The following is a 20,924-nucleotide window of genomic DNA, read 5'->3' as shown; positions in this document are numbered from 1 at the left end:
ACGAAATCGACTGCTTGCATGGCGGGGGCGTCCACGGTAGAACCGCTGAAATTCAAATGATCAGAAGGGAAAAATGGCCAACGATCTCATCTACGAGACCTTGCGCAACCGCATCATTGCCGGCCAGTACGAGCCCGGCACGCAGCTCAAGGAAGAACCGCTGGGCAAGGAGTTCGGCCTCAGCCGCACGCCGGTGCGCGCGTCGCTGAAGAAGCTGGTGGACGACGGGCTGGCCGTGATCGAGGCCAATCGTGGTGTGTTCGTGGCCGGCTGGACCCAATGGGATCTGGAAGAGATGTTCAGCTTTCGCGAGCTGCTCGAGCCCCATGCGGCAATGCTCGCGGCCCAGCGTGCGACGCCACAGGACGTGGCCGAGTTGCAGCGTATCAACGAGCAGATGGCGGCTGCCATCGCCGGCAAAGGCGCGGATGTGACCCTGCGTGTGCAGGAAGCCAATCGGGCGTTTCATGGCCAGGTGCTGGAGATCGCCCGCTCGCAACGGCTCAAGTCGATGCTCGCCACCCTGATCGACATGCCGGTGATCACCCGCTCGTTTTTCCTCTACCGTCCGGCGGACCTGGAGCGCAGCCTGCAGCAGCACCTGGACATCACCTACGCCATCGAGCAGAACGACGGCGAGCTGGCCCGGCACGCCATGCAGACCCATATTCGCATGGCCTACCTGCGCTTTATGGCACGCCGCAGCGAGTCGCCCATTCGTCGATAAAAAAATACAAAACTAAAACAATATGCGTTAGAGTCGGCGCCACGAGACCGGGCAATGACTCCTGCCTGAGATTCACAAGGACCCGAAGAAACACCTGACGTGAGGCTTTCAACACGCCTCAGCGGGAGCCTGCACCCCGGATTCGGCACACACGGCACATTCCAATAATAAAATCAGGTATTCCGTATGAGTATTCAGGACTCCACCACTGAAAAACCGTCGCGTTTTCGCTGGATCGTCGCTGGGCTGTTTTTCCTCGTGTACACCGTGGCGTCGGCCGACCGCGCCAACCTCGGCGTGGCCTTGCCGTTTATCCGCGAGGAATACCCCATGACCAACGCCGAGGCCGGGGCGCTGCTGAGTGTGTTTCTGCTGGCCTACGCCCTGGCGCAGATTCCCTCGGGCTTTGCCTCCAGCCGCTTCGGGGTGCGCAGGATTTTCTCGTTTTCGATGATTGCCACGTCGGTGTTCACTGCGCTGATGGGCACGGTCAATTCGGTGCTGGCGCTGAAGATCTATCGCTTTGCCCTCGGCGTTGCCGAAGGCCCGCTGCCGATTGGCATCGCCTCGACGATCAACCAGTGGTTCCCGGCGAAAGAGAAGGGCACGGCCACCGGTATCTTCCTTGCGGCGGTCAAGTTCGGCCCGGTGATCGTGCCGCCGTTGTGCGTGGCGATCGTGGCGATGTGGGGCTGGCGCGAAATTTTCTACATCTTCGCCGTACCGGGGATTTTGCTGTCCATCGCCTGGTATTTCCTGGTGGCCAACCAGCCCGCGCAAAGCCGTTTTGTGAACGCCGGCGAGCTGGCGTATATCACCGATGAAAGCAACAACGTCATCACCCAGAAAACCGCAGGCGCCCAGCGCCACTTCAAGCGCCTGGATAGGTTTATCCGGGTCCGGCCGGTGGCGCCGATCGCCACCAGTCGTCGCCTGTTTCGCTCCTGGAACGTGGTCGGCTGCGCGCTGAGCTACAGCTTCCAGGTGGGTATCACCATGGTGCTGTTGTCGTGGATTCCCACCTACCTGATGACGGTCAAGCAGTTCTCGATCATGCACATGGGATTTGTCTCGGCCGCGCCGTGGGTGGGCGCCATTTGCGGCAACCTGCTCGGCGGGATCCTGTCCGACCGCGTGCTGGGCAAGCGGCGCAAGCCGGGGATGATGCTTTCGGCGCTGGCCACGGTCGGCACCATGTACGCCCTGATCAATTCACCGAATGATCCCACGCTGTATGCCGCGCTGTTGTTCCTCACCGGCACGCTGATCAGCATTGGCTACTCCTCCTACATGGTTTACCCGATGGGCCTGGCGACCAAGAAAACTTTCCCGATTGCCAGCTCCATCGTCAACATGGGCGGGCAGTTGGGCGGCGCGGCAGCACCGTTCCTGGTGGGTTTGCTGCTCGACAGTTATGGCTGGTCCCAGGTGTTCCTGTTCATGGCCATCGGCTCGTTCGCCAGCTTCCTGGTGTTGCTGACCATCGCCGAGCCGGTGCCGGTGAGCGACTGACTGTCATATTTTTAAAGTATCCAAACCCCGTTATTTAGATATTTTTCATAGGTGGACGGCACTGATAGGCTCGTAAAAAAACAAGAGAAGTGCCCGGTCATGTTCATACGCCTGTCCACCTCCATGAAACCCTTCACCACCCTGCTGGGTACCCTGGCCCTGATGGGCACGCTGACCAGCTGCGCCAAGGTCGATGTGCACACCGAAAGCGTCGACAAGCCCGAGGCCGATGCGCGCCAGGTGCTGCGCCTGGGCCATGACGGCAATGCCTACCCGTTCCTGGTCTACGCCAACGCCGACCTGTACAACCCGCCCAGTTCCATCGAACGCGCCGTGGTGATCCTGCATGGCGTGCAGCGTGACGGCGACGAGTACTTCAAGACCGGCCGCAAGCTGCTCGGCAATGCGCACCTGCAGAACACCAGCACACTGCTGCTGGCGCCGAATTTCCTCACGCCGACCGACGCGGGCATCAGCGATGACATGCCGCTGTGGCCACGCGACAAGTGGATGCACGGCATAGAATCGCAATACGGCCACAAGGGCATCCCGGCGTTCCAGGTGCTGGACGATCTGGTCGCCTATTTGTCCGATCGCCAGCGTTATCCTGCGCTCAAGGAAATCGTGATGGTCAGCCACTCGGCGGGCGCGCAGTTGATGCAGCGCTACGCGGTGATGAATGACCTCGACGGCGGCCTCAAGGCCCACGGGCTGAGCATTCGCTACGTGGTCGCCAGCCCGTCGAGCTACGTGTATTTCGAAGACAGTCGCCTGCAGGACGGCGCGTTCAAGCCGGTCGTGACCATCATGTGCCCCAGCTACAGCCGCTACCGCTATGGCCTCGACGGCGCGCCGACGTACCTGCTCAAGCAGCACCTGACCAGCCGCCAGGTGTTTGCCCGCTATGCCGCGCGCGACATCACCTATCTGGTCGGCGCCCAGGACAACAATCCCACCAGCCGTGTGCTGGACAGCTCCTGCGGGGCCGGCTACCAGGGCGCGACACGGCTGGATCGCCAGTTGAACTACGTGAGCTACGAGCAGTTCCTGGCCAGCCAATGGCAGATTCCCCTGCGCCATCCCCAACACACGATCCCGGGGATCGGCCACAACGCGGCACGCCTGCTGGGTGACAAAGCCGTCGCGCGGATGCTGTTTCCCTGAGTTCAACGCTGCTGCCTGACGCCGCGTCTCGATAAAAACAATAAGAGCATTGTATGAGCCAACCTCTCCCGTATACCCGGGCGCCCCGCGCCTGGGGGCCTGGCGCGTTGTCGCTGCTGGCCGCTGCCCTGATCGCCGCCCATGCCCAGGCCGATACCCTGCCATCGTCCGGCACCCTGTTCGATAACAGCCGCTCGGTGCTGCGTCCCACGGACAACGCCCAGCCGGCAGCGCCCGGCAGTGTGCACATCGAAAGCCAGCGCGATGAGCCGGCGCCCACAGCCAGCGCCTCGACCTTGCAGCTGCAGGTCAAGCGCTTCGTGGTGAGCGGCAATCGCGAACTCAGCGATGCCCAGTTGCAGGCCGTGCTGCAACCCTATGTGGGCAAGACCCTCGGCCTCGACGGCCTGCGCGAAGCCGCGGCGCAAGTCACCGCGCTGTACCGGGCACGGGGTTACCTGGTGGCGCGGGCGTATCTGCCGGCCCAGGACATCCAGGACGGCCAGGTCATCGTGGGCGTGTCCGAAGGGGTGATCGGTCAGGTCAGCGCCTTGCCGGACGCGAATGTGCGCCTGCGCCCCGGTGTGCAGCAGCAGTTCGTCAACGCATTGCCGACCGGCACGATCATCCGCGAGCAGGATCTCGAGCGCGTGCTGTTGCGCCTGTCCGACATCACCGGGGTGTCGGTGCACGCCATCCTGCGCCCCTCGCAACAGCCGGGCGCGGCCGACATCGTGCTCAAGCTCAGCGAAATGACCGCCTGGACCGCCCGCGCCGCCATCGACAACTACGGCAACTACTACACCGGCACCAACCGCCTCACGTCGAGCGTCAGCCTCAACGATGCACTGGGGATTGGCGACAGTTTTACCGTCACCTCGCAGAACTCCTTCGAAGGCCTGGATATCAAGGGCGTCGGCTACCAGCAGCCGCTCGGTGCCACCGGGATTTCGGTGGGCGCCAACTACGCCGAGCTGGAATACAGCATCGGCAAGAACCTCAAGGGCCTGGACGCGGACGGCACCGCCGAGGTGTCCTCGGTGTTTATCAACAGCGCGCTGCTGCGCTCGCGCGACAGCAACATCAGCTTCAACCTGGCCGAGGATCACCGGCGTTTCGAAGACTCGGCCGGCGGTTTTACCGTGAACAAATCCGCGGTGTTTCGCAGCGCCACGCTGTACGGCAACTGGCGCGATGACTGGCAGGGCAACAATGCCTGGAGCCTGGCGTATGGCATTGGCGACCTGGATAAAAACACCCCTGCCGACGCCGCGCTGGATGCGCTCACCGCCAATGCCGCTGGGCGCTACAAGAAGGCCAATGCGAATTTCAGCCGCCTGCAGTACCTGGGCAACGGCTACTCGCTGTTCGGTTCGTTGACCGGCCAGTGGGCCGACAAGAACCTCGATTCTTCGGAAAAACTCAGCCTCGGTGGCCCCAACGGCGTGCGCGCGTATCCGGTCGGAGAAGTGGCTGGCGACGAAGGGCTGCTGGGCCGCCTGGAGCTGCGCAAGTACCTGGGGCGTGTGTCCGGGGCGATTGCCGAGGGCACGCTGTTTGCCGATGCAGGCAAGGTCACGGTCAACAAGAACCCGTGGGACAACAGCGAAAATACCCTCACGCGCTACGGCTATGGCGTGGGCCTGAACCTCTATCACCGCGACCTGGTGATGAACGCCAGCCTGGCGTTTTCGCCGGGTGAAGACCCCACCAGCGACGACCGCGCGGCCAAGCGCCTGTGGTTCTCGATCTCCGGTTCGCCGCAGGCGTTTGCCGGCTTGGCCAGCGACATCGGCTCCAAGGGCGAAGACTTCGAGGTGGCCGAGACCGACACGGTGTTCTACGGCAGCATCGGCATCGTCCCCGAATACGTCGACCGGCGTGGCGCGACCTCGGCCGGGCCGAACGACCAAAGCCGCCTGGCCACGCCCAACGGGCGCAACATGGCGAGCTTCTGGCGCGCCCGCGACAACGTGTCGGCCATCGGTGTGCACGGCGGCTACGGCCTGAGTGAAGACTGGAAGCTGCTGTGGCAGCTCGAATACGGCATCTCGATGAACTACACCGAGAGCAATGATGATTCGGTGGTGAAATCCGCGTCGCCCAGCACCAAGTTGCGCAACACCGGCGCGGCCTTCAATAACGGCGACTACGGCACCTTGCTCTACGGCGTGTGGGACATGCCGATGAAAGAGGCCACCACCAGCCTCGACCCGTTCAACGGCAAGACCAGCGCCGCGTACTTCAACATCATCGGCTCGCCGGGCTTCAGCGCCGGCTTGTCCACCAACGTCAACGGCCCGCAAAGCTACAACGACACCTCGGTGAATGGCGACGCGGCGTTCAACCGGCGCCAGGCCGGCGTGGTGCAGTACTGGACACCGGAGTGGAACGGCCTGCAGCTCAAGCTGGCCTACTCGAACAACGGCATGAGCGCCGCCAGCGACGTCGACAAGGGCTACATCTACGGCAGCAGCCTGGTCTGGAACTACCGGGGCTTCACCGCCGTGGTGGCGGCCGAACGGCACATCAACTACTTCGGCATCACCAACCTGGCCCGCAACGCGCGGGGCGTGGGCAGCAGCACGCATGTCACCGACGGTACCTCCTCGGATGACTTCAGCTTCCGCTACGGCCTGGCCTATACCTTCGGCAACACCACGGTGTCGGCGATTGCCGATGACCTGTCGTACTCCGAAGACGGCGTGATCAATAACAGCACCACCTCCAGCGACCTCTCCGAGTACCGCCGTCGTGCCTACCTGCTCGGCGTGTCGCACAAGATCGGCGCCTGGCGCCTGAAGGCCAGCTACGGCAAGGCGCTGGCCGGCAAGTGCGAAATGATCCGCGCCACCGCCGTCGACTGCGACACCCATGGCATGGGCGCCACCCAGTACGCCATCGGCGCCAACTACAAGCTGACCAAGAACATCGATGTGTTCAGCCAGTACGTGCTGCTGAAAAACAACTCCCTGGCCAACTACAACTTCGCCCTGACCGGGGTCTACGCGGCCAGCGGTTACTCGCCGGGCGCGGGCACCACCATCAGCGCCATCGGCACTGGCATCAACTATTCGTTCTGAGGAGCAGGCCATGAGCAAACAACACCGTCACACCGCACTGCCTGTACTCAAGCCCCTGAGTTTTGCCGTGCTCTGCGCCTTGTACGGCCTGGTGCCGATGCCTGCGCTGGCCCTGGACAACAATGCCTTGCCCACCAACGGCCAGGTGGTCGCGGGCAGCGGCACCATCACCAGCAACGGCAATGTCCTCACGGTGAACCAGGGCAGCGACCGCCTGATCGCCACGTGGGACACGTTCAATATCGGCAAGAACGCCCAGGTCAATTTCCTCCAGCCTGGCGCGTCGTCAGTGGCGCTCAACCGGGTGACCGGCAGCGACGGCTCGCAGATCCTCGGCCACCTGAATGCCAACGGCCAGGTGTTCTTGATCAACCCCCAGGGCGTGCTGTTTGGCGCCGGCTCCATGGTGGATGTCGGTGGGCTGGTCGCCAGTTCGCTGAATATTTCCAACAGCGATTTCATGGCCGGCAAGCACGTGTTTGCCGGCCAGGGCGGCGGCGCAGTGGTCAACCAGGGCACTATCCGCGCGCGGGACGGCGGCAGCGTGGCGCTGCTCGGCAGCCAGGTGCGCAACGAAGGCACGGTGGTTGCGCGGCTGGGTTCGGTGGTGCTCGGCGGCGGTGAAAAAATCACCCTGGATTTCACCGGCGACGGTTTGATCAATTTCGAGGTCAACGACCCGGCCATCGGCGCCAGCGTGATCAATCGCGGGCTGCTCAGCGCCAACGGCGGTGCGGTGACCATGACCGCCCGCGACTCCCAGGCCATGCTCAGCAATGTGGTGAACAACCAGGGCGTGATCGAGGCGCGCAGCCTGCAACAGCGCAACGGCAGGATCATCCTCGATGGCGGCGACAGTGGCGTGGTGGTCAATGGCGGCGTGCTCGATGTCTCGGGCAAGCAGGTGGGGGAGCGCGGCGGCAACGTGACCATGACCGGGCAGTATGTCGGCCTGTTCGACAGCGGCCGCATCGATGCTGACGGCGACCTCGGCGGCGGCACGGTGTTGATGGGCGGCGATTACCAGGGCAGCGGCAACCTGCACCAGGCCGACAGTACCTTCATGGGCAGTGACGCGCGCATCAGTGCGAATGCCTTGAGCAGCGGCGACGGTGGCAAAGTCATCCTGTGGTCCAAGGACAACACTCAATTTTACGGTGACATCAGCGTGCGCGGCGCCGGCCGCCAGGGCCGTGGCGGGCTGGTGGAAACTTCCGGGCACGCGCTGGACATCGCCGGCATCGTCGACCTGAGTGCGGTGTCGGGGCAGGGCGGTACGTGGCTGATCGACCCGTTCAACATCAACATCACCAGCGGCGCCAGCAGCGGCACGTCGACCAGCTCTCCGTTCACGCCGAATGCCGGCGCCAGCTCCAACCTGAGTTCGGCGACGCTCAATGCGTCGTTGTCCGAGGGCGCGAATATCCTGGTGACCACCTCATCGGGCGCCGGCACCTCGGGGGACATCAACGTGCTGTCCAACGTCAAGGGCGTGGGTAACGCGACCCTGACCCTGCAGGCCCACCGCAATATCGTGATGACCAACACCAGCATCAGCAATGGCACCGGCAAGACCCTGAATGTGTCGCTGGTGTCCAACTTCAACAACAGCGGCAACGGCTCGGTGGCCTTGAGCAACGCGAGCATCAGCACCAACGGCGGCAACCTCACCGTCAGCGGCGCGGTCGACCCGGCGACGTCCTGGGCCAGCACCAACGTCAGCAATGGCGTGGGTATTTCCTTGACCAACGGCACGCGCATCAGCACCAGCGGCGGCGACATCACCTTGCGCGGCGCCACCTCGTCGAACCTGGCCGCAGGCTCCACGGCGACCGCGATCAATATAAGCCGCAGCACCCTGGATGCGGGTGGCGGCAATATCAGCATCACCGCCGTGCAGGCCAGCACCACCGGCACCGGCGATGCCTTCGTGCTCACTGGCGGCAGCACACTCCAGACCTCGGGTGTCGGCAATATCAACATCGACAGCAGCAACCTCGGCAGCGGCAATGGCACGCGCATCTTCAGCACCAGCAACACCATCGCCACCACCGGCAGCGGCAACCTCACCCTGCGTGGCAGCGCGGTGTCGGGCAGCGGCGTGCTGGTGTGCTCGACGGCGGCAACGTCGACGCAAACCCTCAGCGTCGGCAGCGGCACCCTGACGGTGCAGGGCGCGGCGGATTCGGGCCGAGGTGTTTTCCTCGCGGCTTCGACCACCGGCGTGGTGACGCTGAACGCGGGCGCGGGCGGCGATATCTTCATCGAGGGCCGCAGTGCCGGTGACTCCGGCACGGTGGTCAACTCCACCGGCACCGGCTCGGTGATCAACCTGACCACCCAGGACGGCGACCTGACCTTGAGCGGCACCTCGGGACCGGCCTCCAGCGCACCGGGCCTGAGCATTCGCAGCGGCGCCTCGGGTGCGGGCAATGGGGTCAATGTGCTTTCCAGCAGCGGTGATATTCGCCTGCAAGGCACCGCACAAGGGGCGGGGCCGGGGCTGTCGTTCAACGCCACCAACGCGCGCGGCTTCAACAACGTGATGACCGGCGGCAGCGGCAACCTTACCGTCACCGCGCGCAGTGCCAGTGGCGCCGCCTTGAGCTTCGACAACGGCACCAACACCCTGCAAGTGGTGGACGGCACCCTGCGCCTGGACCTCGATACGCCGTCAGGCAACTACCTCAACCAAGGCAACGGCACCGCGTCGATCACCGCCACCGGCAACGGCGCGGTGCTGACCAGTCGCGGCGGCTTGATCCACAACAACCTGCTGGAGACCCGTACCGAGCCGACGCGCCAATACCATCAGAGCCAGATGGTCGGCGGCGCCTGGAGCCAGCCGCTCACCGCTCGCAGCCGGGACGCCGATGAGGTGCAGATCGACGTGGAGCGACCGCTATGACCGAGCCGCTGTTCTCCCTGGAGGGCTTCGAATACCTGTGCTACACCCGCGACCATGAAGGCGGCGCGCGTGAACTGGTGCGTTTGCTGCAACTGATCGACCGCAACTACGGCAAATTCTCCGAGCAGTTTTCCCTCAGTGTGTCGCCGGCAATCAGTCCTGGCGAGCTGGAAAGTCACGTGCTGACGCGCATTACCTGCGCGATCACCGCACTGTTTTCCGACCCCGGTTTCAGCCTCAGCCCGGGGGGCTTTGGCCAGTTGATCAACCTGCAGCGCTGGCTGTCCTCGCTGTTTGCCGCGAGTGCCTTTATCAACGCGGATCACATCCTGCGCGCGCTGAACCTGCTGGGGCCTGACGGTGGCGACTACCGCCTGGCCGAGCAGGACCTGGTGAAGTTCTGCCTGTTGTATTCGCCGGAATCCCAGTTGCCGCTGGACGTGGACCTGCTGTGGGCGCAGAACCCGACGCTGGCGGCGGCGCTGTGCATGGCACTGCTGTCGCCGCGCTTTCTCGGCACCCCGGCCGCGCACTCCAAGCGCGAGGCCTTGCTGGCCTGGCTGCCGGGGCGCCTGGAGCAACTGGACAGCCTGGACACGCTGCCACTCAACGTATTGCACGACGTGTACATGCACTGCAGCTACGCCGACTTGCCCGAGCGCCATCGCATCAAGGCCTCGATCAATACGCTGATCGAACGCAAGCTCGCCAGCGTGGGCATCACTAGTGTGCCCCCGGCTGCCGCGCCGGTGCGTGACAAACCGCTGATGCTGGTGCTGCTCGAATGGTTCTCCGGCGGGCATTCGATCTACCGCACGCACTCGCTGACGTTGCAGGCGGCGCGGCGGGATTTCCACGTGGTAGCGCTGGGGTATGCGGCGAACGTGGATGAGCTCGGACGGGCAGTGTTCGATGAGTTTATCGAGCTGTCGGAGCCGGATGACCTGTTTGCCTGCCTGCGGCAGATCTCGGCCATCGCCGGTGCACGCCGGCCCGAGGTGTTCTACATGCCCAGTGTCGGTATGTTCCAGATCACCCTCTTCGCCAGCAACCTGCGCTTCGCGCCGCTGCAGGTGGCTGCCCTCGGGCACCCGGCGACCACGGCGTCGCGGCATATCGACCTGATCAGCGTCGAAGCGGATTTTGTCGGCGATCCCGCGTGCTTTACCGAGCGCCTGCTGCAACTGCCGGCGAACGGGCAGCCGTATCGGCCCTCGGCGATCCCGGTGCAGTTGCCACGGCTGCCGCGCGAGGACGCGCCGTGGGTCAACGTCGCCATCGCCGCCACCACCATGAAACTCAACCCGACCTTCCTGCGCGCGTGCGAGGCGATTGCCGTGCGCACGTTGCACACCTGCGGCAAGCGCGTGCGTTTTCACTTTCTGGTGGGGCAGGCGCAAGGGCTGCTGTTCCCGCAACTGGTGCGGCTGATCGAGCGGTATGTCGGCGATGCCACGGTGTACCCGCATCAGCCCTATGCCGATTACATGGCCACGTTGAACCGCTGCGACCTGTTCCTGAGCCCGTTTCCGTTCGGTAACACCAACGGCATCATCGACGCGCTGACCGTCGGTCTGCCGGGCGTCTGCAAGACCGGCCCGCAAGTGTTCGAGCATATCGACGAGGGGTTGTTTCGCCGAGTCGGCCTTGCGCCGTGGTGCATTGCACAGACCCATGAAGAGTACATAGCGGCCGCTGTGCGCCTGGCGGGCGACTTTGCCGAGCGCAGCGCGCTGTATCGGCACCTGGACACCAGCGCGCCGCTGGAGATTCTGTTCAAGGGCGAGCCTCATGCGTTGAGTGAGGCGTTGTTGGCAGAACTGGGCTGAATCGCGGGATGAGGCCGAGCCTATTGTGATGAGCACACTTCCTTTGTGGTGAGCGGGCTTGCCCCGCGTTGGGGGGGCGGAGCCCCCCTAAAACCTGAGTACCGGATCTACCTGAGAGACCGCAGCGGTCTTATTGGGGCTGCTGCGCAGCCCAACGCGGGGCAAGCCCGCTCGCCACAAAAAACGGGCCTGCTCACCACAAAAAAAGGCCTGCTCACTCGTGGGTCTGCTCACCACAACAATTGCTGCTGCCATAAACAAGCACACAGGCCGTGGGAGATTTTGTTTGAGGGCGAGCCTTATGCGTTGAGTGAGGGTTTGTTGGCAGAGTAGTTTGAATCGCAGAGGGAAGGGTGAGCCTATTGTGATGAGCACACTTCCTTTGTGGTGAGCGGGCTTGCCCCGCGTTGGGGGGCGAAGCCCCCCTAAAACCTGAGTACCGGATCTACCTGAAAGACCGCAGGGGTCTTATTGGGGCTGCTGCGCAGCCCAACGCGGGGCAAGCCCGCTCGCCACAAAACAAACCTGCTCGCTACAAAGCAGGCCTGCTCATCACAACCAGTCCGCTTCCCCATTTTGCTCGGCGGCGCGCCGTTACCAGCGATACGTCAGCGAGCTGACCAGCTGGCGCTCGTCGCCGTACCGGCAAATCGCGAACTCGCAGTAGGTGTAGCGTTTGTTGGTGACGTTGTTGGTGTTGAGCGCGACTTCCCAGTGCGGGTCGATTTCGTAGCTGGCGCGGGCGTCGTACAGGGTATAGGCGGGCATGGAGGAAGGCACGCCGGAGGCCTGGGTGGTGCCTTTGTAGCGGGCGCCGCCGCCGATGCGCAGTTGCGGGATACCCAGCGCCGCCAGGCGATAGTCGGCCCACAGGGCGGCCTGGTGGTAGGGCGTGTCTTCGCTGCGTTGGCCGATTTCGCGGGCGATATCGCTTTTGGTAATGCGCGCGTCGATGTAGGCGTAGGAGGCAATCAGGCTGAGGTCGGGGGTGAGCTCGGTCTTGGCTTCCAGTTCGAAACCACGCGAGCGCACTTCGCCGACCTGTACCGAAAAGTTGATATCGGTGCGGTCCTGGCTCAGGACGTTTTTCTGCTCCAGTTGGTACACCGCCGCACTCAGCAGGGTCGCGCTGCCTTCGGGTTGGTAGCGGATACCGATTTCATACTGCTTGCCCTCGGTGGGCACAAAGCTTTCGCCGGCCTTGTTGGTGCCGGCTACCGGGAAGAAGGATTCGCTGTAGCTGATGTAGGGCGCCAGGCCATTGTCGGCCTTGTACACCAGCCCCGCGCGCCAGGTGGTGGCTTCATCGCTCTGGCTGCTCTTGGCCGAATTGCGGAACAGTTCGGTGTCCTGGTCCGCCCAGTCATGACGGCCGCCGAGCAGCAGGATCCAGCGTTCATTGAACTTGATCTGGTCCTGGAAGTAGATGCCCTTTTGCAAGGTGTCGATCTGCGAACCACGGTCGGTGGCCGGGTTGCGATTCACCACCACCGGCTGCCCATACTGGTAGGTGGCCAGGTTCAACGGCTGGGCGGCGCCGCGGAAATTGTGCGAGTCGTAGCTGGTGTCGTAGCCATCAAAGCCCAGCAGGAACGTGTGCTGCCAGTCTCCAAACTGCCACTTGCTCTCGATATTGGTGTCGCTGGCCAGGCCCCGCGAGCGTTCACGGCGGTCGCTGTATTGGCGCTGCAGGATGCCGGTGTTTTGCGCGTTGGTGATGTTCTGGCCGCCGATGTTGACCTGCAGGTAGCGCCACGTCACATCCGACTGGTAGTAGCGCAGCTTGTTGCTGATGCGTGTGTGCTCATCGAAGCGGTGTTCGAACTCATAGCCCAGCGCCGACATCTCGCCGTTCATTTCGTCGTAGTCGGGCTCGCCGATAAAGTCGTGGCGGCCGATCTGGAATTTGCCGCTGCCGACGCCCTTGGTCAGTTGATAGGGCAGCGGCGCGGAGAAGCCGGTCTCGGTCTTCTGGTAGAACGACAGCAGGGTCAGCGAGGTGTCGTCATCCGGCCGCCAGGTCAGGGCCGGGGCGACGTAGACCTTGTCGTTGTTGATGTGGTCGGCGGCGGTATCGCTCTTGCGGTCGAGCAGGGTCAGGCGGTAACTCAGGGTGTCGCTGTCGCCTAGCGGGCCGGTGAAGTCGGCGGACAGTTGCTTGCGGTTGTTCTGCCCGGCTTGCAGGTTGACCTCGTGGTAGGGCGTCTGGCTGGGACGCTTGCTCACGGTATTGATCAGGCCGCCCGGCGACAATTGCCCATACAGCACCGACGCCGCGCCGCGAATCACCTCGGCGCGTTCCAGGCCATAGGGCTCCTGCACGCCGTCGTAGGAGTTGTTCTGCAGGCGCAGCCCGTCGCGCAGGGAACCGCCGGTGGCAGATTCGACGTCGAAGCCGCGAATGCGGAAACGGTCCGAGGTGCGGTTGAAACTGGTCGGCTGGCTGGTGAAACCCGGCGTCAGGTCGAGGGTTTGCGAGAGGGTTTCCGATTGGCGATCACGGATCTCGTCGCTGGTGACCACCGACAGCGATTGCGGGGTTTCGATGATCGGCGTGTCGGTCTTAGTGGCACTGAGGTTGCGTGTGGCCACGTAACCCTTGACGTGTTCGGTGCTGCTTTCTTCGGTCAGGCCCGTGATTGCAGTGGGGCCCAGCTCCAGCGAACCGCTGGTGTTGATCGGCACCAGCACATAGCCGTTTGCTCCCTGCACGGCCTGCAAACCGCTGCCGCGCAGCAGTTGGGCGAACCCCTGGGCAATTGCGAAGTCACCGTGCAGGCCGGCAGTCGTCAGGCCGGCGACGGTCTGGCTGTCGAACAGCAGCGCCGCATGCGCCTGTTGCGCGAACAGGTTGAGCGCCGGGCCGAGGGGGCCGGCAGCGATCGCATACCGCGCCGCCTCTTGTGCCGCCACCGGGCTGCAGAGGCCCAGGCTCAGCGCAGCAAGGCTGGCCAGGTTGATCGCCAGGGCGAGGGGCAACGGAGAACGCTTGAAGTGGCGCGGCATGGAAGAAATTCCTGTTATTGAGGTGCTTTCTTCCTTGACGGGGCAACCCTGAAAAGCGGAACCCGGCACGCGAAACTATTTTTCGTGGCGTTCGATCTGCAGCCACAACGGGCTGAACGCGCGGATGCGCACCGGCAGGCCATCGGCAATCAACTGCAGCGCACGGCGCGGGTTATCCAGCGGCAATACGGCAGACACGCGCAGGTCGGCCAACTGCTGGCGATCAAACTGCACATGGCCGCCGTATTGGCGCGCCAGTTCGTCGAGCACCACCGGCAGGGGCCGGTCCTGCACCACCAATTGATGGTGTTTCCAGGCGTCGTCGGTGGCGCGCGGGTCGATTTTGCCCAGCACCTTCACGGCATCCGGGGTAATGCGCGCCTGTTGGCCGGCGCTGACGTGCACGGCCTGATGCTGGCTGGCGTCGGTGGCCGCGACGGTCGATTCAAGCATGCTCAGCAAGGTGCCCGGCGCCTCGCGCCTGACCGTAAAACGTGTGCCGAGCGCGCGCATCTGGCCGTCGTCGGTCACCACCGTAAAGGGGCGCGTCGCATCGTGGGCGACTTGCACCAGGATTTCGCCGCGCAGCAAACGCACCTGGCGCTGCTGGTCGTTGAAGGTCAGGTCCACGGCGCTGTTGCCGCTCAAGGTCAGTTGCGAGCCATCTTCCAGGGCGACCTGCTGCCATTGCGCCGGCGCCGTGCGCTGGTCGGCCAGCCAGTAGCTCGGCGGGTACGCGCGCAACGCCAGGGCCACCGGCAATGCCACCAGCAACCCCAGCAGCACGCGCCCGGCCGGGTTGCGCCGGCGCACGCGGGCGGCTTCCAGCGCGGCTTGCACCGGGGCCTGTTGCGGGCGCAACGCCTGCAAGCGCCCGACAAACCCTTGCAGGCGCTCGAAAGCCGCCGCGTGGCGTGGATCGGCCGCTTGCCAGCGCTCGAACTGCTGCTGCTCGCGCTCGCTGAGATTGCCCTCATTGAGGCGGATCACCCAGTTCGCGGCCTGCTGGTCGAGGTCGGTGCTCATATGTCCAGCGCGTGGTTGCAGTGCATCAGCGCATTCATCAGGTGCTTGCGCACCATGCGCTCGGAAATCCCCAGGCGGCTGGCGATCTCGCTTTGGCGCAGGCCTTCGAGGAAGTACAGCAGGAACGCCTGCCGCGCATTCAGCGCCAGGCCGTCGAGCACAAAGGCGATCTGTTCCAGCGCTTCCAGGGTGACGAGGATCTCTTCCGGCGACTGCTGGCACTGCTCCATCATCTCGATGGTCAGGGCCAGCTCGCGCAGGTAGGCGTCTTCCAGCTGGCGCCGGCGCGCGCGGTCAATGATCAGGTGGCGCGCGGTGGTGGTCAGAAACGCACGCGGTTCGCGCATTGCGCCGAGGGCATCGCGGGACGCAAGGATGCGCAGAAACGTATCGTGGGAAAGATCCGCAGCGTTTTGCGGGCAACCGAGCTTTTTGCGCAGCCAGCCGAACAGCCAACCATGGTGCTCGGCGTAGAGCGCATGGACCGCCTGATTCAAGGGAAGGTTGCTGGCCGACATGGAAAGATACGTCTGCGGATAAGAATTATTCGCAAGATTAGCGGTGTGCCATCAGCGAAAGCAAGCGTGGCCGGTGCCGAACGCTGTATTTATCTTGGCACTGCTGATAAACAGGGCGTGTCATCCATCAAACCGCTACTCGCTGCCGTTGAGTCAGAAGCCTCCCTCATGAAGCGTCATTTCGAAGATTTGCAGCTGGGCAGTATCGAGCTGTTTTGCCTGGCAGCCGAAGCCAGCAGTTTCACCGCCGCCGCGCAGGTCGCCGGCGTCACCCCGGCTGCCGTGAGCCGCAGCGTCTCGCGCCTGGAAGAACGCCTGGGCTCGCGGCTGTTTGTGCGCACCACCCGCAGCATTCGCCTGACGGACAGCGGCCGGACGTTTTTCGAGCAATGCCGCCAAGCCCTGACCCAACTGGTGGAAGCCCAACAGGAAGTGATGGGCGCGCAGTCCGTGCCCTCCGGCCTGCTGCGCATCAGCATTCCGACCACCTACGGCCATCATCGCCTGCTGCCGCTGCTGCCGAAGTTTCGCGCGCTGTACCCGCAGGTCACGGTGGATATCCACATCAGCAACCGCAATATCGACTTCGTCGCCGAGGGCTATGACCTGGCCGTGCGCGTACGCGCGCAACCCGATTCGTCGTTGATCGCACGCCTGCTGGAAGATGCCGAACTGGTGGTGGTGGCCGCGCCGTCCTACCTGCAACGCGCCGGTACCCCACAGACGCTGGAAGATTTGCCTACCCACGAATGCATCCAGTACGAACTGCCGAGCAATGGGCGCCGCATCCCGTGGTTGTTCCAGGTGGACGGCAAGGCGCACGAGTTCGCGGGGGAGGCGGGGTACAGCTGTTCCGACGATGTCCTCGGCGGCGTGACCCTGGCCAAGCATGGGGCGGGGTTGTTCCAGACCTACAAGTTCATCGTCGAGCAGGAATTGGCGGACGGCAGCCTGGTGCAAGTGCTGCAGGCGTATGGCGGCCGTTCGCGGCCGTTTACCCTGCTGTATCCCCATGGGCGTTATGTGCCGCACCGGGTGCGCGCGTTTGTGGATTTTCTGATGCAGCACCGGGATGAAAGGGCGGCGCGATAGAGGCGGCGACATCCCAGCCCAGCATGAGCTGGCTGATCGCCGCATCGAGGGTCGCATAGGGCACATTGTCCCGGGCCAAGATCGACACCCCCTGCAGAAAACTGTCAAACACGCTCGCCATCACCGCCGGCTGAGTGTGCTGCGGCAACTGGCCCAACCGCATCGCCCGCTCCACACATGCGACGATCCCCGCCCGGGTGCGCAGCCGCGACTGGGTCAATGCATCGGCCACGCGTGCATTCTCCGGGCTCGGCGCGCTCATCACGCCCAACGCGACCATGCAGCCCTTGGGGTGCCCGTCTTCACACTGCATGCGCACCGACTGGCGCAGCGCGGTCTCCACCGCCTTGCGCGGCAACAGGGTTTCGTCCCACAGGCATTCGGTGACTTGGGCGTAGGTCGCCAGGTAGCGCTGCACGCACTCATCGAATAGCGCTTCCTTGGAGCCAAACGCCGCATAGAAACTCGGCGCGGAGATACCGCCACCCAAGCCCGCCTTGAGCTGGGCCAAAGACGTGGCGTCGTAGCCGTGCTGCCAGAACAGGTGCAACGCCTGTTCCACAGCCTGTTCACGGTCGAAAGTGCGGGGGCGGCCCATTTGTGCCATGTCGGGTCTCCGGTGGGGAATGAGATAAATACTAGTCGATACATAAGTCGTTGACAACGCGCAGCGACTGCCCGCAACATTTATATCGATCAGTATCTAAGTCTTGCCCAAGGAGTATCCCGTGACGCCCTCACTGACCCTATCGGCCTCGTCCGAACGCTTGCCCATCGGCGCCTTGCTCGCGCTGGCCATGACCGGCTTCATCTGCATCGTCACCGAAACCCTGCCTGCCGGCCTGTTGCCGCTGATCAGCGACGGCCTGGCGATTTCGCCGTCGATGGCCGGGCAAATGGTCACCGCCTACGCGCTGGGCTCGGTGCTGGCGGTGATCCCCATGACCATCGCCACCCGTGGCTGGCGCCGGCGCAATGTGTTGCTGCTGACCATCGTCGGCTTCCTGCTGTTCAACTCCATCACCGCGTGGTCGTCGCACTATGGCGTGACGCTGGTGGCGCGCTTCTTCGCCGGTGTCGCAGCGGGGCTGGCCTGGAGCCTGCTGGCCGGTTACGCCCGGCGCATGGTCGCGCCGCACCAACAAGGCAAGGCACTCGCGCTGGCGATGGTCGGCACGCCGATTGCGCTGTCGCTGGGTGTGCCGCTGGGCACCTGGCTCGGCGGACTGGTGGGCTGGCGCACCACGTTCGGCCTGATGTCCGGCGTGAGCCTGGTGCTGATTGCCTGGGTGCTGGTGAAAGTCCCGGACTTCGCGCCCCAGCCCGCGCATCAACGCGTGTCGCTGGGCAAAGTGCTGACCACACCGGGCGTGCGGCCGGTGCTGGCGGTGGTGATCAGTTGGATGCTCGCCCACAACATCCTCTACACCTACATCGCCCCGTTCGTGGCGCCGGCCGGCCTGGCCGAGCGCGTGGACCTGGTGTTGCTGGTGTTCGGCATCGCCGCGTTGGCCGGCATCTGGATCACCGCCCGGCTGGTCGAGCCGCTGCTGCGCAACACGGTGCTGGCGAGCCTGCTGCTGTTTGCCGGCGTGAGCGTGGTGTTCGGCCTGTTGGGCAATCTGCCGGCGGTGATCTACCTCGGCGTGGCAGTCTGGGGCCTGAGCTTCGGCGGCGCCGCGACCTTGCTGCAGACCGCCCTGGCCGATGCGGCGGGAGATGGCGCGGATGTGGCGCTGTCACTCAACGTCGTGGCCTGGAACAGCGCGATTGCCGGCAGCGGCGTGGTCGGGGGTGTGTTGCTGGAGAGCTGGGGCGTGGCGGCGTTTCCGTGGGCGATGCTGGGGTTGATCGGGGTGGCGCTGGTGCTGACTTGGGCGGCCCGTGCCCATGCCTTCAAACCGGGGGCGCGGGGAGCGGGTAAACCTGCGGCGGTCGGGCACTAATCTGAATTTAGCTAGTCCATAATCCTCGAAATATCATCCACTTGGCTCCGCGCGCCGGAGCCTGCCGCTTTATTCCCTTTCGAAGATTTACCCATGCACCTACGCAATATTGCAGTCGGGCTGTCTGCCCTGTTTTTGTTCTCCACCACCGTTGATGCCCGCACCCCCGCAAACCCCTACACCCCTTCGGAACAACGCGCCTCGTTCGACGGATGCGCTGAACTTTTCCCGGCGAAAAATCCGATCAACACGGCGACTGTCCCGGCGGCGATGAAACCGCTGGCGCTGTGCTCGGACACCTTTGCAGTGCTGTACTCGCAAACCAGCAAGACCCCGCTGGTGGTGGTCGAGCGCCTCAACGCCGCGCAATTGCAGGAGGCCAAGGGCGAGGAACGCACCAACCAGTTCTACCCCGATCCGCGTATTCCCAAAGGTGGCCGTGCGGAGTTGAGCGACTACCGCAGCCAGCACCCGGCCGTCGACCGTGGCCACCAGGCGCCGGCCGCCGACGCGCCGAACGCGCATGCCATGGCGCAATCCTTCGCGCTGTCGAACATGGTCCCGCAGGACCCGACCAACAACCGCAAGATCTGGAGCAAGGTCGAAGCCGACGTGCGCAAATTCGCCAAGCGCGCCGGCGGCGATGTGTATGTGTTCACCGGTCCGCTGTTCGATCCAGGCTACGGCACCATCGGCGACAACCGGGTGTGGGTGCCGACGCGCCTGTTCAAGCTGGTGTATGACGCTTCCAGCCAGCGTGCCTGGGCCTACGTACTGCCCAACACCGAAACCCGCATCCAAAAGCCGATGGACTACGACACGTTCGTGAAGAGCACCGGGCTCAAGTTGTTGGGGAATCTCCCGGTGTCGGGCTCGGTGGGGCGGACGTAATCGAGGCAGGCCGATCCAGCTGGCGCTTGATCGTGTAGACCGCCACCCCCACCGCCAGGATGCCTGACACCGCGCCGACCACCAGCGCCCAGCGCGGCCCCAGGTGGTCGGCGACCCAGCCGACGATGGGCGCGCCGATGGGCGTGCCGCCCAGGGCCACGCCGACGCGCAGGGCGATCACGCGGCCGCGCATCGCCGGTTCGGTGGTGAGTTGCATCAGGCTGTTGGTGGTGTTGCTGAAGGTCATCGCGCCGACACCGATGATCACCAGCGCGACCGCGAATAACCAGTAGTTCGGCGCCAGGGCCGCCAGGGTGCAGCCCACGCCGAAGATCGCGGCGCCATTGAGCAGGGACTTGAACTGCGGCCGTTCGCGGCCGGCGGCCAGCAGTGCGCCGGCGATGGTGCCGATGGCCAGGGTCGAGGTCAGCAGGCCGTAGCCGCGTGCATCGGTATGAAACGCGGTCACGGCCATGGTCGAGATGAAAATCGGGAAATTCATGCCGAAGGTGCCGATCAGAAACAGCATCAGCAGGATCGCCTTCAAGTCCGGCCGCGCCCACACATAGCGCAGGCCTTCGGTGAGGCTGCCTTTGGTGCGCAAGGCTCGCACCTTGGCGTGCTGCCCCGACACCCGCAGGAAGAACAGCGAGGCCAGCACCGCAAAAAAACTGCTGCCATTGAGCAGAAACGCCCAGCCGGTGCCCACCGATGCGATGGTCAGGCCGGCCACCGCCGGGCCGATCATGCGTGCCATATTGAATGAGGTGGAATTGAGCGCGATGGCGTTAGACAAATCCTTCTCGCCCACCAGCTCCGCGACGAAAATCTGCCGCACTGGCGCGTCGAACGCCGAGGCGCAGCCGGACAGGAACGCAAACACGTACACGTGCCACAGCTCGACAAACCCGGTGATGGTGAACACCCCCAGCGTCAGCGCCAGCAGGCCCATCACCGCCTGGGTGACGATCAGCAGCTTGCGCTGGTCGTAGTGGTCGGCGGCGAACCCGGTCCATGGCAGCAACAACAATTGCGGGCCGAATTGCAGCGACATGACGATGCCGACAGCGGCGGCGTTGTGCGGGGTGAGCTGGGTGAGCACCAGCCAGTCCTGGGCGGTGCGCTGCATCCAGGTGCCGATGTTGGAGACCAGCGCACCGGCAGCCCAGATGCGGTAGTTGGGGCTGCGCAGGGAGCGGAAGGTGCCGAGGAAACTCATGGC

At 64.2% G+C, this 20,924-nt stretch carries 14 protein-coding genes; 9 read left to right on the top strand and 5 right to left on the bottom strand.

The window, feature by feature from the left end; genetic code table 11:
• The first annotated feature begins 73 nt into the window (after positions 1 to 73).
• The 6 genes from AC07SI_RS25415 (at position 74) to AC07SI_RS25390 (ending at position 11,223) form a co-directional block, all read left to right on the top strand.
• Positions 74 to 727, top strand: a complete 654-nt coding sequence (locus AC07SI_RS25415) for a GntR family transcriptional regulator (protein ID WP_495006734.1) — start codon at positions 74 to 76, stop codon at positions 725 to 727.
• 186 nt (positions 728 to 913) lie between these two features.
• Complete coding sequence (locus AC07SI_RS25410; protein WP_495006733.1) at positions 914 to 2,239, top strand: MFS transporter; 1,326 nt, start codon at positions 914 to 916, stop codon at positions 2,237 to 2,239.
• Positions 2,240 to 2,338: 99 nt separating this feature from the next.
• Positions 2,339 to 3,403, top strand: a complete 1,065-nt coding sequence (locus AC07SI_RS25405) for a hypothetical protein (RefSeq protein WP_495006732.1) — start codon at positions 2,339 to 2,341, stop codon at positions 3,401 to 3,403.
• Positions 3,404 to 3,456: 53 nt separating this feature from the next.
• A complete protein-coding gene (locus tag AC07SI_RS25400; protein ID WP_495006731.1) occupies positions 3,457 to 6,486 on the top strand; it encodes a porin in 3,030 nt (1,009 codons plus the stop codon).
• 10 nt (positions 6,487 to 6,496) lie between these two features.
• Positions 6,497 to 9,394 (top strand): two-partner secretion domain-containing protein, encoded by a 2,898-nt coding sequence (locus AC07SI_RS25395; RefSeq protein WP_495006730.1) that lies wholly within the window; start codon positions 6,497 to 6,499, stop codon positions 9,392 to 9,394.
• The gene (locus tag AC07SI_RS25390; RefSeq protein WP_495006729.1) at positions 9,391 to 11,223 is read left to right on the top strand and encodes a peptide transporter; all 1,833 of its coding nucleotides are present in this window, start codon (positions 9,391 to 9,393) and stop codon (positions 11,221 to 11,223) included. The genes AC07SI_RS25395 and AC07SI_RS25390 overlap by 4 nt, the downstream gene beginning before the upstream one ends.
• A gap of 594 nt (positions 11,224 to 11,817) precedes the next feature.
• On the opposite strand, the gene AC07SI_RS25385 is transcribed toward AC07SI_RS25390, so the two are convergent.
• From AC07SI_RS25385 to AC07SI_RS25375, 3 genes are all read right to left on the bottom strand, one after another.
• Positions 11,818 to 14,229 (bottom strand): TonB-dependent siderophore receptor, encoded by a 2,412-nt coding sequence (locus AC07SI_RS25385; RefSeq protein WP_495006728.1) that lies wholly within the window; start codon positions 14,227 to 14,229, stop codon positions 11,818 to 11,820.
• Positions 14,230 to 14,304: 75 nt separating this feature from the next.
• The gene (locus tag AC07SI_RS25380) at positions 14,305 to 15,255 is read right to left on the bottom strand and encodes a FecR family protein (RefSeq protein ID WP_495006727.1); all 951 of its coding nucleotides are present in this window, start codon (positions 15,253 to 15,255) and stop codon (positions 14,305 to 14,307) included.
• On the bottom strand, positions 15,252 to 15,773 hold the full coding sequence (locus AC07SI_RS25375) for a sigma-70 family RNA polymerase sigma factor (protein WP_120449255.1): 522 nt from the start codon (positions 15,771 to 15,773) through the stop codon (positions 15,252 to 15,254). The genes AC07SI_RS25380 and AC07SI_RS25375 overlap by 4 nt, the downstream gene beginning before the upstream one ends.
• A gap of 168 nt (positions 15,774 to 15,941) precedes the next feature.
• Between AC07SI_RS25375 and AC07SI_RS25370 the strand changes: the two genes are divergently transcribed.
• Positions 15,942 to 16,865: a LysR family transcriptional regulator gene (locus AC07SI_RS25370; RefSeq protein WP_065904366.1), complete on the top strand. Its 924-nt coding sequence runs from the start codon at positions 15,942 to 15,944 to the stop codon at positions 16,863 to 16,865.
• Here AC07SI_RS25370 and AC07SI_RS25365 read toward each other — a convergent pair.
• Positions 16,768 to 17,472 carry a TetR/AcrR family transcriptional regulator gene (locus tag AC07SI_RS25365; RefSeq protein WP_495006726.1) on the bottom strand — a complete coding sequence of 235 codons (705 nt, stop codon included), beginning with the start codon at positions 17,470 to 17,472 and terminating at the stop codon, positions 16,768 to 16,770. The genes AC07SI_RS25370 and AC07SI_RS25365 overlap by 98 nt on opposite strands.
• Positions 17,473 to 17,593: 121 nt before the next feature.
• Between AC07SI_RS25365 and AC07SI_RS25360 the strand changes: the two genes are divergently transcribed.
• Both AC07SI_RS25360 and AC07SI_RS25355 read left to right on the top strand, forming a co-directional pair.
• Complete coding sequence (locus AC07SI_RS25360) at positions 17,594 to 18,811, top strand: MFS transporter (protein WP_495006725.1); 1,218 nt, start codon at positions 17,594 to 17,596, stop codon at positions 18,809 to 18,811.
• 93 nt (positions 18,812 to 18,904) lie between these two features.
• The gene (locus AC07SI_RS25355) at positions 18,905 to 19,702 is read left to right on the top strand and encodes a DNA/RNA non-specific endonuclease (RefSeq protein ID WP_495006724.1); all 798 of its coding nucleotides are present in this window, start codon (positions 18,905 to 18,907) and stop codon (positions 19,700 to 19,702) included.
• Here the strand turns inward: AC07SI_RS25355 and AC07SI_RS25350 are convergent.
• On the bottom strand, positions 19,653 to 20,921 hold the full coding sequence (locus AC07SI_RS25350) for an MFS transporter (RefSeq protein ID WP_106803119.1): 1,269 nt from the start codon (positions 20,919 to 20,921) through the stop codon (positions 19,653 to 19,655). The genes AC07SI_RS25355 and AC07SI_RS25350 overlap by 50 nt on opposite strands.
• Positions 20,922 to 20,924 lie beyond the last annotated feature (3 nt).

The organism is Pseudomonas sp. GW821-FHT05D12 (assembly GCF_059419825.1).
The sequence above is the reverse complement of the archived record's forward strand: the minus strand, read 5'-3'. Positions and strand labels throughout refer to the sequence as shown.